Source organism: Erythrobacter sp. MTPC3, from assembly GCF_042854385.1.
Classification (GTDB): Bacteria; Pseudomonadota; Alphaproteobacteria; order Sphingomonadales; family Sphingomonadaceae; genus Erythrobacter.
Window position 1 is genome coordinate 26551 of the sequence record NZ_BTGP01000005.1, and the last position, 13484, is coordinate 40034.

The 13484-nt window shown below is 59.6% G+C and carries 13 protein-coding genes; 4 read left to right on the top strand and 9 right to left on the bottom strand.

From position 1 onward, the window contains the following. Positions 1-121 precede the first annotated feature (121 nt). A complete protein-coding gene (locus ACGHU1_RS08265; protein WP_390585640.1) occupies positions 122-1747 on the top strand; it encodes an AbgT family transporter in 1626 nt (541 codons plus the stop codon). A 61-nt stretch (positions 1748-1808) separates the two neighbouring features. After that, the gene (locus tag ACGHU1_RS08270) at positions 1809-2393 is read left to right on the top strand and encodes a YceI family protein (protein WP_390585643.1); all 585 of its coding nucleotides are present in this window, start codon (positions 1809-1811) and stop codon (positions 2391-2393) included. A 29-nt stretch (positions 2394-2422) separates the two neighbouring features. On the opposite strand, the gene rbfA is transcribed toward ACGHU1_RS08270, so the two are convergent. From rbfA to pspF, 9 genes are all read right to left on the bottom strand, one after another. Beyond that, positions 2423-2833 carry a 30S ribosome-binding factor RbfA gene (rbfA, locus tag ACGHU1_RS08275; RefSeq protein WP_390585646.1) on the bottom strand — a complete coding sequence of 137 codons (411 nt, stop codon included), beginning with the start codon at positions 2831-2833 and terminating at the stop codon, positions 2423-2425. Between the two features lie 17 nt (positions 2834-2850). After that, positions 2851-3390 carry a DUF1697 domain-containing protein gene (locus ACGHU1_RS08280; protein WP_390585649.1) on the bottom strand — a complete coding sequence of 180 codons (540 nt, stop codon included), beginning with the start codon at positions 3388-3390 and terminating at the stop codon, positions 2851-2853. After that, positions 3390-3821 (bottom strand): PaaI family thioesterase, encoded by a 432-nt coding sequence (locus tag ACGHU1_RS08285; protein WP_390585651.1) that lies wholly within the window; start codon positions 3819-3821, stop codon positions 3390-3392. Before ACGHU1_RS08285 ends, ACGHU1_RS08280 begins: the two co-directional genes overlap by 1 nt. 123 nt (positions 3822-3944) lie before the next feature. After that, positions 3945-6497 carry a translation initiation factor IF-2 gene (gene infB / locus ACGHU1_RS08290; protein ID WP_390585653.1) on the bottom strand — a complete coding sequence of 851 codons (2553 nt, stop codon included), beginning with the start codon at positions 6495-6497 and terminating at the stop codon, positions 3945-3947. A gap of 17 nt (positions 6498-6514) precedes the next feature. Then, positions 6515-7336, bottom strand: coding sequence for a DUF448 domain-containing protein (locus ACGHU1_RS08295; protein WP_390585656.1), 822 nt, complete (start codon positions 7334-7336; stop codon positions 6515-6517). Beyond that, positions 7317-8972 carry a transcription termination factor NusA gene (nusA, locus tag ACGHU1_RS08300; RefSeq protein ID WP_390585658.1) on the bottom strand — a complete coding sequence of 552 codons (1656 nt, stop codon included), beginning with the start codon at positions 8970-8972 and terminating at the stop codon, positions 7317-7319. The genes ACGHU1_RS08295 and nusA overlap by 20 nt, the downstream gene beginning before the upstream one ends. After that, positions 8972-9553, bottom strand: a complete 582-nt coding sequence (gene rimP, locus ACGHU1_RS08305) for a ribosome maturation protein RimP (RefSeq protein ID WP_390585659.1) — start codon at positions 9551-9553, stop codon at positions 8972-8974. Before rimP ends, nusA begins: the two co-directional genes overlap by 1 nt. A 203-nt stretch (positions 9554-9756) precedes the next feature. Beyond that, on the bottom strand, positions 9757-10917 hold the full coding sequence (locus ACGHU1_RS08310) for a S8 family serine peptidase (protein WP_390585661.1): 1161 nt from the start codon (positions 10915-10917) through the stop codon (positions 9757-9759). A 166-nt stretch (positions 10918-11083) separates the two neighbouring features. Next, positions 11084-12133, bottom strand: coding sequence for a phage shock protein operon transcriptional activator (gene pspF / locus ACGHU1_RS08315; RefSeq protein WP_390585664.1), 1050 nt, complete (start codon positions 12131-12133; stop codon positions 11084-11086). A gap of 186 nt (positions 12134-12319) precedes the next feature. Between pspF and ACGHU1_RS08320 the strand changes: the two genes are divergently transcribed. Together ACGHU1_RS08320 and pspA are read left to right on the top strand one after the other, a co-directional pair. After that, on the top strand, positions 12320-12502 hold the full coding sequence (locus ACGHU1_RS08320) for a hypothetical protein (protein WP_390585665.1): 183 nt from the start codon (positions 12320-12322) through the stop codon (positions 12500-12502). A 179-nt stretch (positions 12503-12681) separates the two neighbouring features. Continuing rightward, complete coding sequence (pspA, locus tag ACGHU1_RS08325) at positions 12682-13482, top strand: phage shock protein PspA (RefSeq protein WP_390586135.1); 801 nt, start codon at positions 12682-12684, stop codon at positions 13480-13482. The last annotated feature ends 2 nt before the right edge of the window (positions 13483-13484 follow it).

Genomic DNA, 13484 nt, shown 5'->3' on the forward strand with positions numbered 1-13484 from the left:
CAAGCTCCGCGCGGCGCGTGTCCACGAACCATCAACACCTCGCATCATTCAGAAGGCAGACAGCCTGCCCGCGCAATGCTAGCCACCGCTAAACGCAAGAAAAGACTACGGGGATCAATTCATGGCAAGCGCGGCTGCGGCTGATAGCGAACGACAGGGCATGTCCGGCATTCTGGGCTGGATTGAGCGAAGCGGCAATAAACTGCCCGACCCCGTATTCCTGTTTTTCGGCCTGATCTTTGCCCTGATACTCATCTCCGTCATCGCCAGCCTGGCAGGCGTGTCGGCGCTGCATCCAACGCAGGTCGATCCCGATACCGGCGCAGCGGCGGTTATCACAGCGGCCAGCCTGCTAAATGCCGAGAACATTGCGCGGCTGTGGGTCGATATGCCGACCACATTCACGCACTTTCACCCGCTTGGCTATGTGCTTGTCGTCATGCTCGGCGCGGGCGTGGCGGAGCGGTCCGGCCTGTTCGGTACCGCGATGCGGGCCGGTGTGCGCGATGCTCCGAAATTCCTTCTGACCCCGATTGTCGTGCTGGTCGGAATGCTGGGCAATCTGGCGGCGGATGCGGCCTATGTGGTGTTGATCCCGCTGGCGGGGATAATCTTCCACGCCGCCGGACGCCATCCGATCGCGGGCATCGCTGCCGCGTTTGCCGGTGTTTCGGGCGGCTTTTCCGCTAACCTGCTGCCCGGCCAACTCGATGCGCTGCTGTTCGGCATTACCGAGGCAAGCGTGGGCACCGTCTTTGCCGGCTACACCGCGAATATCGTCGGCAACTGGTATTTCATCATGGCGATGACGTTCGTTTTTCTGCCGGTGATCTGGTTCGTGACAGACAAGATGATCGAGCCGCGTCTCGGCAGCTTCGTCGCGGCGCGCGCATCGAATGTGGATGATGAGGACACGGACCGCCCGCTAACCGCACCGGAGAAACAAGGGCTGCTCTACGCCCTGTTCGCCATGCTGTTTGTGGTCGTGTTGTGGGTGGGCTTTACCTTTGGCCCCGGCACTCCGCTTATCGATGAAACGGCCAGCGCCGAGGCGCAGATGAACCCGTTTTACAAAAGCCTGGTGGCTGCGTTCTTCCTGCTTTTCCTGCTTGCCGGGTGGGCTTACGGCAAGGGCGCAGGCACGATTGAAAATCACCGCGATCTTGTGAAGATGATGACGGGCGCGATGGAGGATTTGGCCTATTACCTCGTCCTTGCATTCGCCGCAGCGCACTTTGTTGCGATGTTTGCATGGTCCAATCTCGGCCTGATCCTCGCCGTGCATGGAGCAGACTTCCTCGGCAGCACCGATATGCCGCCGTGGCTGCTGCTGACCTCGATCATTCTGGTTTCAGGCCTGCTAAACCTGTTTGTCGGGTCTGCCAGCGCGAAATGGGCGCTGATTTCGCCGGTCATGGTCCCGATGCTCATCTTGCTCGGCATCTCGCCTGAGATGGCGACTGCCGCCTACCGCGTAGGCGATGGTGCGACCAACATCATCACTCCGTTGATGGTGTATTTCCCGCTGATTCTGATCTTCTGCCAACGCTGGGACAAGGAATTCGGGCTGGGTTCACTTGCGGCGGTTATGCTGCCGTTTTCCATCGGCCTGCTTCTGTCGGGCCTTGCGCTTACCATTGGCTGGGTCGTGCTCGACCTGCCGCTTGGTCCGGGCGCAAGCGTCTGTATCGAAGTGCCCGATGCAAGCACGGTGATAGAGGGATCGTTCCCCTCACGCGACTGCTGATAGCGCCCGCGAAACCAATCAGGGTGCCGGGACGTAGTCATAGGATAGAAGGAACCGTTTTATGCTGCCCCGTCCCCTGACCCTCGCGCCAGTTCTGGCCCCTGTATTTGCCGCATTGCTGCTCGCAAACGTTGGCGCACCGCGCAATTACGCGCTCGATGCCGGGGCAAGCGAGGTTACCGCGAAGGTGCCATTCTTCGGATTGTCGAGCAAATCGATGAAATTTCCCGAAATGTCGGGAAAGGTCAGGATCGTGCCGGGTTCACCGGAGGCTGCGACAATCGACGTGACTTTCGATGCGACAGCCCTTGAGGCACCGGATGAAACAACGCTGCGCCGATTGCGCGGGGACAAGTTTTTCTGGGTCGAGAAATATCCGACCGTCCGGTTCGTGGGAAAATCGCTGAAGCTGAAATCGCCGACGCGCGGAACGCTTGCAGGCGATTTGACAGCGCGCGGCGTCACGAAACCGCAAACGCTCGACGTCAGCTTTGATGTCGATCCTGTGAAATCGTCTCCGGGACGAGCGGTCCGTTTCACCGCGACGACGACTATCGACCGGCGCGAATACGGGATGAAAAGCTATCAGATGATCGTGGGAAACAAGGTCGATATCACCATGCGGGCGCGGATGGTCCCGAACTGAAGATTGGACCGAAGCGTCCTCGCACCGGTCTATTCCTGCGCGTCATCGTCTTCCAGATCGCGCGCGACTTTCGGGTCGCGTAGCAATTCCTCGATACGGTCGGCCTCGGCAAAGCTTTCGTCCTTGCGGAATTTGAGCTTGGGCGCGAACTTCAGGTCGAGCCGCTTGGCTACCTCACGTTGGAGGAAAGCCGTGTTCTGCCGCAGCGCGTGGACGATATCGTCTTCGCCTGCTCCCAGCAGCGGTTTGACATAGGCGGTCGCGTTGCGAAGGTCGGGCGTCATACGAACTTCCGTCACCGCGATATTGGCGGCGCTTACCACATCGTCGTGCACTTCCTGCCGGGCGAGCAGCTCGGACAGGATATGCCGCACACGCTCGCCCACTTTCAGGACGCGAACCGATTGCTGTTCGGCGGTAAAAGGATCTTTGCGGGCCATCGGGTTTCTCTTTTAACCTAATTCATTTTCGAAAGAATATTTTTCAGCGAATTCATATTGCGCGCCGTGCCTTTGCAGCCAAGCTTACGCTCAAGCAATCGATTGGTCAGCTTTGAAGTGCCCACGCCGTCCACATAATCGAGGAAGAGCATCCGGTCACCCAATGCCAGCCTTTCCGGCCCATCATGATCGCTGATAAGATCATGAAATGCGTCCCTGTCCGCCGGCTGGCTAAGGAACACGGTGTGGACCATTTTATCCGAGCCATGCCGCGCCTCTGTCCCGTGAAATGGATTTCCGTCTATCGCGGTTCGGACTTCATCGGCTGTTCGGATCATCGTGCAGGACTGGAACTCAAACCGCTGTTCAATGATGCTTTCAAACTGGATTTCCAGCAAAGCCGGGTCGCGCTCATCGCTGAAAACAACGTTACCGCTGGCAGCAATGGTGGTGATGTCCTGAAAGCCTGCATCTGCCAGCGCCGCTTTCAGATCGGCCATCTTGATCCGGTTGCTCCTGACATTGATGCTTCCCAGCAGCGCCAGATAGCGCGCCATCAGCCCATACCTGTGGTGTCTGGCGAAGGCCGGGGCGTAGGCAGCGCGGTAGAGGTCGCGCGGGCCATGACCGTCCCGTCTTCGGCCAGCAATTCCCCTTCAAGAAAAACCACGCGGCGACCGGATTTGACCACCCGCCCCTTGCCGATCAGCGGGCCTTCGGGGATCAGCCGCAGCAGCGTCATCGAAATTTCCAGATTGAGCGGGGCCATCTCGCCATCCGTCGCAAGGACAAAGGCATAGCCCATAACATCATCGAGATAACCCGCGACCAGACCGCCCTGAACCCCACCGCGCCATGTCGTCATTTCACGTTTGACCGTAAAACGCATGGTCGCAGTTTGCGTCGCCTCATCGAAACTGACGAACCGCGAACCGAGCAGATCAGCGTGCGGTGAACCGGCAGCATCGGCTGAGAATGGATCTTCCATGACCGCTTCCCCCTTCGCGCTAAAGCAGGTTTCGGCCCGTAAAGCTGCACACATTGGCCGCGCGGCGGATAATGCCGCGCGGGCTAATGTGTATGGTGCGTGTCAGACCGAATGCCGCCCCCACTAGTATTCCAGCGTGCGTTCGCGTTCCTCGACTTCGAAGACTTCGAGCTGGTCACCCGGCTTGATGTCGTTCGTGTCTTCGAGAACCACGCCGCATTCGAGGCCCGAGCGGACCTCATCCACGTCGTCCTTGAACCGCCGCAGCGATGCGATGGTGGTCGCCGACACGATAACGTCTTCGCGGGTAAGACGGGCAAACAGCCCTTTGCGGATAACACCGTCCTCGACGAGGAGGCCAGCGGCCTTGTCCCTCTTGCCGGACTTGAAGACCTCCTTGACCTGCGCGCGGCCAACGACGGTTTCGATCCGCTCTGGGCCAAGCTCGCCGGCCATCTCCTTGGCGACTTCTTCGGTGAGGTGATAGATCACATCGTAATACATCATCCGCACGCCATCGCGCTTCACCAGCTCGCGTGCTTTCGCATTCGGGCGAACGTTGAAGCCAATGATCGGCGCGTTCGATGCAGCGGCCAGCGTTACATCGCTTTCTGTGATCGCACCGACGCCTGCGTGCAGGACGCGGACCTTGATGTCATCGGTTGAGATGTTGTGCAGTGCGCTGACAATCGCCTCGACAGAACCCTGCACGTCGCCTTTGACCAGAACCGGCCACTCGATGACATCCGATGCCAGATTGTTGAACATCGTGTCGAAATTGGTCGGAGCAAGCGCGGTGCGTTTCTCGGTCGCTTTTTCTTGACGATACTGCGCGACTTCGCGGGCGCGCTGTTCGTTTTCAACCACGGTCAGCTGATCGCCGGCCGACGGCACGCCGCCAAGGCCCAAGACCTCGACCGGCATGGACGGACCGGCCTCCTTGATCTGCTTGCCCGCATCATTGACAACCGCGCGGACGCGGCCACTTTCGGTGCCGACAACAAATGTGTCCCCGCGCCGCAATGTGCCGCGTGTGACGATTACAGTCGCGACAGGACCGCGGCCCTTGTCGAGCTGCGCTTCGATCACGGTTGCTTCGGCATCGCGATCAGGGCGCGCTTTCAGTTCAAGCAATTCGGCCTGCAGCTGGATTTTCTCGATCAGTTCATCGAGGCCCGTGCCCTTGACTGCCGAAATCTCGACATCCTGCACATCGCCCGACATCGCCTCGACGATGACTTCGTGTTCGAGCAGACGGCTGCGGATGTTGTTCGGATCGGCTTCGGGCTTGTCCATCTTGTTGATCGCGACGATCATCGGGACGCCCGCAGCCTTCGTGTGATTGATGGCCTCAATCGTCTGCGGCATGATGCCGTCATCCGCTGCCACGACAAGCACCACGATATCGGTCACATTCGCACCGCGCTGGCGCATTTCGGAAAATGCAGCGTGGCCCGGCGTGTCGAGAAACGTGATCTTCGCCTTGTCCTTGGTCGTGATCTGATAGCTGCCGATGTGCTGGGTGATGCCGCCGGCCTCGCCTTTGGTCACATTGGCGCCGCGCAGGGCGTCCAGCAGGCTGGTCTTGCCGTGATCGACATGGCCCATGATGGTGACGACCGGTGGACGCGGTTTCAGCGTTTCTTCCGGATCGACATCCTTTTCACTGACAATATCGACGTCGGCTTCTGACACCTTCTCGATATTGTGGCCGAATTGTTCGACCAGCAGCTCTGCGGTTTCCTGATCGATGGTCTGGTTGACGGTGACCATCATGTCCAGATTGAACAGTTCTTTAACGAGATCCGCGCCTTTTTCGCCCATCCGCTTGGCGAGTTCGCCCACGGTAATGGCTTCTGGCACGATGACGTCGCGAACCTGCTTTTCACGTGGTTTGGACGGGCCGCCCTGGGCACGGCGTTCTTTTTCGCGGGCGCGTTTCAGCGCGGCGAGCGAACGGGCACGGCGGCCTTCGTCTTCATTGAGAGCCTTGGTAACGGTCAGCTTGCCACCGCGGCGTTTGTCTTTGCCGCCGCCCGCATCCTTGGCGGGACGCTTGTCGTCTTTCTTTTTCTTTTCGGGACGCTTCGGCTCTGGCCGCGCGACCGGAGTGAATTTGCGCGCGGCAGGTGCAGACGCGCTTTTCGGCTCGGCGCTGGCGTCCGCTTTCGCTGTTTCAGCCTCTGCCTCGGCGGTTTCGGCGGCCTGTGTTTCTTCGGCAGATTGTTTTTCGGCCTGCTCTTCAGCCTTGCGGTTGTCTTCGCGCTGGCGAGCCTCTTCCTCGCCCCGTTTGCGTGCCTGTTCCTCTTCGCGCTTGCGATCCGAGGCAAGCTGGGAAAGGCGCTGCTCTTCTGCTTCGAGCTGGAGGCGCTTTACGCGTTCCTGCGCGGTTTCGCCTGCCGGAGCTTTCTTCGCAGGTTTGGCAGGGGCAGCTTTCTTGGCTGCGGGAGCGGGCGCGGGCGCTGTTGCTGGCGCAGGTTCGGGGGCCGGCGCCGGTGCGGGCGCAGCCTCGGGCGGCGGTGTTTCGCCGGGTTTCAGGAGCTTGCGGCGGCGCTTCACCTCGACCGCAACCTTGTTGGTGCGGCCGTGGCTAAAGGTCTGCTTGACCTCGCCAGCATCGACCGCCCTTTTAAGGCCTAGCGGTTTGCGGGTGCGTTTTTCTGGTTCGTCGCTCATTCTAGCTCGTTAATCCTTCACGTATCAATTCTGTCGTCGCCGTTCGTATCGGCGGGCTGGTTACCCGCTTCGCGATCGACCGGCTGGTCACAAGAGGCTGAAATGCCACTCACAAAACTTGTAAGGCGATTTACCGCCTGCGCGACGCGGAATGCCGCGCGCGTCTGGTTTGCCGCGCTGGCATCGCCGGGTCGCCCCGAAACACCCAGGTGGACGACATTGTCGCGGCCCAATGCCACAGACAGCACGCTGCGGTCCAGTGGTAAGACCTCGCCGCGCGCGCCCGATCCTTCGATCTCGCCCCCGACGCGCCACGCCTGATCCAGCTTTTTGCGTCCATCATCGCTGCTGTCGCTGGCGTGGAGCAACAGGCCAAGCCTGGCCTGACGCGCCTGCTCCTCGATCCGGCTGGACCCTAAAACGATGTTTCCGCCCCTCAGCTCAAGGCCGAGGCGGTCGGTGAGATTGCGCGTCAGAGCCATTTCGATCTGCTGCGGCAAATCGTCCGAGTAGGAAAGCGTCGTGCGTTTTCCGTCCTCATCCGCCGGCCCGCCCTTGTACGCGCGCATCAGTGCCCGTTTGAAATGGCCATCGGCGATGCTCTGTTCAAGTGCGGCGCGGTTTGGCGCTATCCATGCCCCGCGCCCGGGCGCCTTTGCCGCGGGATCGGGCAAAACCACTCCATCGGGCGAGATCGCCAGACGCACCAATGTCTCTCGCGGGAATGTTTCACCTGAAAGGATGCAGCGCCGTTCGCTCCCGGAAGCCTTGGCGGCTTTCGGGAAACGGGGCTCTTCAGCGTTGTCTGAACTTACGCGCTCATTGTGTGGAGTCCGCATCGGCGGCCTCCTGAGTTTCGGGTTCGGAAGCCGAAGCGCTGTCGTCTTCGTCTTCGAACCAGTGCGCGCGGGCAGCCATGATGATTTCGTTGCCTTGCTCTTCGGTCAGGCCGTATTCGCCCAGAACACCGCCCTTGTCCTGGTCACGCTGCGGACGGCGCATCGGCGGTCCATCAGCGTTGTTGCGGCGACGCGGTGCTTCACGCTTTTTCGCGATCAGTTCGTCGGTCGCAAGGTCGGCCAGATCATCAAGCGTCTTGATGCCGCCCTTGCCCAGCGTGACGAGCATCGCCTCGGACAGATGCGGGATTTCGGCCAGAGCATCTTCGACGCCCAATTCGCGCCGAGCGGTGCGGTGCACCTCTTCTTGACGTTCGAGAGCTTCGATTGCGCGGCTTTGCAGCTCCTCTGCCAGCTCTTCGTCGAAACCTTCGATGGCAGCGAGTTCAGCTTTGTCCACGTAGGCGACTTCTTCGAGCATCGCGAAACCTTCCGCGACGAGCAGCTGTGACAGCGTTTCGTCGACGTCCAGCTCTTCTTCAAACATTTTTGAACGTTCGGCGAATTCCTTGGAACGCTTCTCCGAAGCCTCTTCCTCAGTCATGATGTCGATCTGGTGGCCTGTCAGCTGGCTGGCGAGACGCACGTTCTGACCGCGCCGACCGATGGCCAGCGAAAGCTGATCGTCAGGCACGACGACTTCGATGCGGCCATCTTCCTCGTCGAGAACGACGCGGGCGACGGTCGCAGGCTGAAGGCCGTTGACGACGAATGTCGCGGTGTCTTCCGACCACGGGATGATGTCGATCTTTTCGCCCTGCAATTCCTGCACGACGGCCTGAACGCGGCTGCCTTTCATACCAACGCAGGCGCCGACCGGATCGATGCTGCTGTCGTGGCTGATGACACCAATCTTCGCGCGCGAACCCGGATCGCGGGCAGCGGCTTTAATCTCGATGATGCCATCATAAATTTCGGGCACTTCCTGTGCGAACAGCTTGCGCATGAAATCGGGCGCAGCGCGGCTAAGGAAGATTTGCGGACCGCGATTGTTGCGCTCCACCTTCGTGATGAGCGCGCGGACACGCTCGCCGACACGCGCAGCTTCGCGCGGGATTTGCTGGTCGCGGCGGATCACACCTTCGGCGCGGCCGAGGTTGACGATCACGTGGCCGAACTCGACCGATTTGATCACGCCGGTGATGACTTCGCCTGCGCGGTCCTTGAACTCTTCAAACTGACGTTCCCGTTCGGCATCGCGGACCTTTTGAAAGATCACCTGCTTTGCGCTCTGCGCGTCGATACGGCCCAGATCGACCGGCGGCAGCGGATCGACGATGAAGTCACCAATGGCTGCGCCATCCTGCAGTTTCTGCGCCTGTTTCAGATCGACCTGTTTAAAATAATCCTCGACCTCTTCGACAACCTCGACAACGCGCCACAGCGTCAAATCGCCGGTCTGCGGGTCAAGTTTTGCACGAATGTCGTTTTCAGCACCGTAACGGTTACGGGCCGATTTCTGAATCGCTTCTTCCATCGCTTCGATAACGATCGACTTGTCGATCATCTTTTCGGAAGCAACCGCGTTTGCAATCGCGAGGAGTTCTGCCTTGTTGGCGGAAATGGCACTGGCCATCAGTTGTCTGCCTTTTCTTCTGAGTCGTCTTCGACAATATCTTCGGCACCGCTCGTATCAAGCGGCTGGGTGGCGGCGATCAGCTCGTCGGTGAGGACGAGTTTTGCCGAGTGAATATCTGCGCGGGGAAGGAAATGCGTCACCCCGTTCTTGTCCGTAAGGTGGACGAAATCGGTGCCCTTTTCGGCCTTCATCCCTTCCAGAATACCCTTGTAATTGCGCTGGCCTTCATACCCTTTGACCATCGAAATCTTGGCCTCATGTCCGGCCCAGTTTTCAAAATCTTTTTCGCGGGTCAGCGGGCGGTCGATGCCTGGCGATGACACTTCGAGGTGGTATGCACCATCGATCAGCACGTCGCCTGCCTCTTCGCGGGCATCGATCATTTCGGATACACGGCGTGACAGCTGCGCGCATTGTTCGATCACAAGCTGACCCGTCGCAGGGTCTTCTGCCATGATCTGCAACGCTTCGCCGCCATCTCCTGCCTCCGATGGCATCATCTTCACGCGCACCAGATCAAATCCCAACGCTTTCGCTTCGGGTTCTATCAGGTCGGTAAGGCGCTTAATGTCAGTCATCGAGGTCCGTTTAGCATTTCTATATGACAATGGCGGTTCGGGCCGGCCCCTTGCGGCGCCAGCATCCAAACTTTGATCGACAATGTCGGGATGTGTCGCAGTTAGGCCCGCGCACCCGGATTGGCAAGGGTCAAGACGGTTCTACACACAAAAAAGGGGCCCGCATCGCTGCGAGCCCCGTTCTTTTCATTGGCGAATGCGCATCACTGGACGATGCGGATTACGTCCGGGTTGCTGTCGCGATCGCCGCTGACGGTGCCGTCATTGGTCGATGCACCCTGCAGCAGAATGCCTGCAAAGTGCGGAGCAGCCATCGAGGTACCGGAAATGGTGTTGTAGCCACCGCTTTTCCAAGTCGATGTCACCGCCACGCCGGGCGAAGCGTAATCCACCGGCGGATTGCCGAAGTTGGAGAAGCTTGCAAACGTATCACCCTGTGAAAATGCCGAGATCGTGTAAATGTTGTTGCCATTCACGCGCGCTGGCGAGCTGAGGTTTGCATCGCGGCTTTCGTTGCCGGCCGCCAGAACGAACCGAACCCCGCTGGATGCAGCAGCGTTAGCCACAGCCTGATCAAGCGCGGTGCTGATCCCGCCGCCAAGGCTCATATTTGCGACATCGCCCGAGCTGCCGTTTGCGGCAACATAGTCCACTCCGGCGATTACGCCCGACGTGGAGCCCGAACCGCGGCGGTCGAGAACACGAACCGACACCACCGGAGCGCCAGGGGCAACACCGATCACGCCGATTGTGTTGTCGATTGCGGCCACTGTGCCTGCGACGTGCGTGCCGTGACCGTTCTCGTCATCGGCGTTGCGACCGACAGCAAAGAAAGAACGGGACGTATCTACATTGAGGTCAGGGTGATCGAGGTCGATGCCGCTGTCGATGATCCATGCGGTTGCAAAGTTGCCAGCCGCGCCGCCATTGACGCGGGTGATACCCCACGGCGTTGCCTGCGTCGAAACTCCGTCACCGCCGCCAGTGTCATCTTTCGGTTTTTTGCCTCCGCCACGGCCCTGCTGGGTGGTGACGACCTGATCCTGTTCACAAAACGCGATGTTCGGCGATACGCGCTGCATCTGTTCGGCTGCAACCGCGCTCATATTGGTGGAAAATCCGCGGATCGCGTTGGTGTAAACGCGTTTCAGTTGGCCGCCATTGGCGTTGGCCAGCCGCGCAGCCTCTGAACGGGCATTGCCGCGCGATACGTCCTGCTTGTTAAACACGCAGATATAGCTGTTGGCGATTTTATCGCCGGCTTTCGGGCTGTTTCCCTGAGCGTGTGCCGGTGTTGAAAGTGCAATTCCCATGCCCCCGAGTGCGACCCCAAGTGCAAGCAGTTTTTTGGTATTCAGTCCCAAGACTTGTCTCCTCCATATCGGAGGGCAATCGCCAATCCCCCGGCTATGCCCCCTCGGCACAAAATCGCCGTATGCCAAGGTCTAAGGTCACGAGAAAAAAGCACAAGTGGGATGGGTAAAGATTGCCCGTATTCCGATCAAAAGACACTCCGCTGCGATAATCGGGTCAGGTATCTGTCTCTTCCATCAGGCCGTGTTTCTTGATGCAGTGGCGCAGCTGATCATAACTTAGGCCCAGCGCTTTTGCGGTCTGACGCTGGTTCCAGCGATGCTTGCCCAGCGCGTGCTGCACGATTGCCCGTTCATGCTCGTCCACTGCGGAGCGCAGATCATCAACATGCTCGAAATCGACACCCACGGGGACGCTGCCCGGAGCTGGCAAAGCAGCCGCTGGTTGCTGATCGGGCACGGACGATTGACGATGAGAGGGCGCCGCCGGTTTCCACGGACTGTCGAAAGGATCGAATTGGACATGCGCGATTGCGGTTTCGGGATCATCCCAGCGGTAAACCGCCCGCTCCACGACATTGCGAAGCTCGCGGACGTTGCCGGGCCATGCATAATCCTCAAGCCCCTGCATCACATGCGGCGCAAACCCCGGCCATTTATGCCAGTCCAGTTCCGCCGCCATGCGCCGCGCGAAATATTCGGCCAGCACGCCTACATCCCCTTCGCGCACACGCAGCGGCGGCAGGGTGATCACTTCGAAACTTAACCGGTCAAGCAAATCAGCCCGGAACTCACCGCTTTCGGCAAGTGCGGGCAGATCATCGTTCGTCGCAGCCACAATCCGCACGTCAACGCGGATCGGGCGCGATGCGCCGATACGCGTTACCTCGCCATATTCAACCGCCCTCAGCAGCCGTTCTTGCGCGCCCATCGACAGCGTGCCCAGTTCGTCGAGAAATAACGTGCCCTTGTCGGCTTCTTCGAACCTTCCTGCCCTCGCTTTGGTAGCACCGGTAAAAGCACCCGCTTCGTGCCCGAAAAGCTCGGCCTCGATCAGGGTTTCGGGAAGCGCCGCGCAGTTCATTGTGACAAGCGGTTCGTCCCAGCGGGTGGAAAGCCGGTGAAGCCGCTCGGCGATCAATTCCTTGCCCGTGCCGCGCTCACCAATGACGAGCACGGGGCGGCTCATCGGGGCGGCACGCGATGCCCGCTCCACCGCATCTAGGAATGCCCCGGATTGCCCGATAAACTGATTATCCCGCTCCATGGCCAATCTATAGTGAAATTTCCCAATGCTTGGCAATAGAAACCAACACAGGTTGGATTGGAATCTCCAAAATTGGCGGTTTTCTGCGCCTTTTCAGGTTTGGCACGCCGGTTGCAAATACTTTGGCAACAACAGCGAGCTGCCGGGTTCAACCCCGCCTCACTGGGACAGAAAGGAACTGAAGAGATGTATAAGAGCCTGTTTTTCGCCAAAAGCTTTTGGACAAGCAAACTCGGCCAGGCCGCTCTCGCCAGCATCGCAGCGATGACTGCGATGGTGATTTTCACCAGCCATTTCGATGGCGGTGAGGCGCACGCAGCCACTTTCGCACAGCCCCATGCGGCTATCATGATTGCCGAGCTTGGTTGAGCCAATCGGTGAGCAATAACGAAACCAATAACCTTGGGCCGGAGCGGAAAAAGTCCCCCGCAAAGCCTGCTGCCCGCGCTGCATCCCCCGCTCGCGCTGATCGCAGCAGCACCGTTTCGGCCCGCCCTTCTTCCGGCGCGGTTGCACGCCAGGGAAATCTCTCGCGCCTCGATGCCGAAATCGAAGCCTTGCGCAGGAGCCCTACCCCGACGCAATCTCGTGACAACAGTCGCGATGCCGATTCGAAGAAGAGCGCGACAAACCCTTTTCTTGATGGAGTAGCCTTCATGGGTATTTTTAGCCGCACCCGCGATATTGTCGCGGCCAATTTCAACGACATGCTCGACAAGGCGGATGATCCGACAAAGATGATCCGCATGATCATCCTCGAAATGGAGGAAACACTGGTCGAAGTTCGGGCGAGTGCGGCGCGCACGATTGCCGATCAGAAAGAAATGCACCGCCACGTCGTGAAACTTGACCGGTTGCAGGCCGATTGGAGCGACAAGGCCCAGCTCGCGCTTAGCAAGGACCGCGAAGATCTGGCGCGTGCCGCGTTGGTCGAGAAGAAAAAAGCGGTCAGCATGGCCGACCAGCTAAAGGCGGAAATCGCCGTGCTGGACGATGCACTGCGCGCTTACGAAGACGACATTCAGAAATTGCAGCACCGACTGCGCGAAGCGCGCAGCCGTCAGACCGCCATCGCGGCACGGCTGGAAAGCGCGGAAAACCGTGTGAAGCTGCGCACTCTGATGAGCACCGAGCGGACCGACGAGGCGCTGTCGCGTTTCGACCAGCTCGAACGCCGCGTCGATTACGCTGAAGGCCGCGCCGATGCGCTGTCAATCGCAGAAGACGGCGGCACACCATCGCTTTCGGATGAGATCGCCGCGCTGGAAGGCGCCGATGCGATCGACGACGAACTGGCTGAAATGAAAAAGGCGCTCGGCAAACCCGATGACGCCAAAAAAGGGGAATAGAT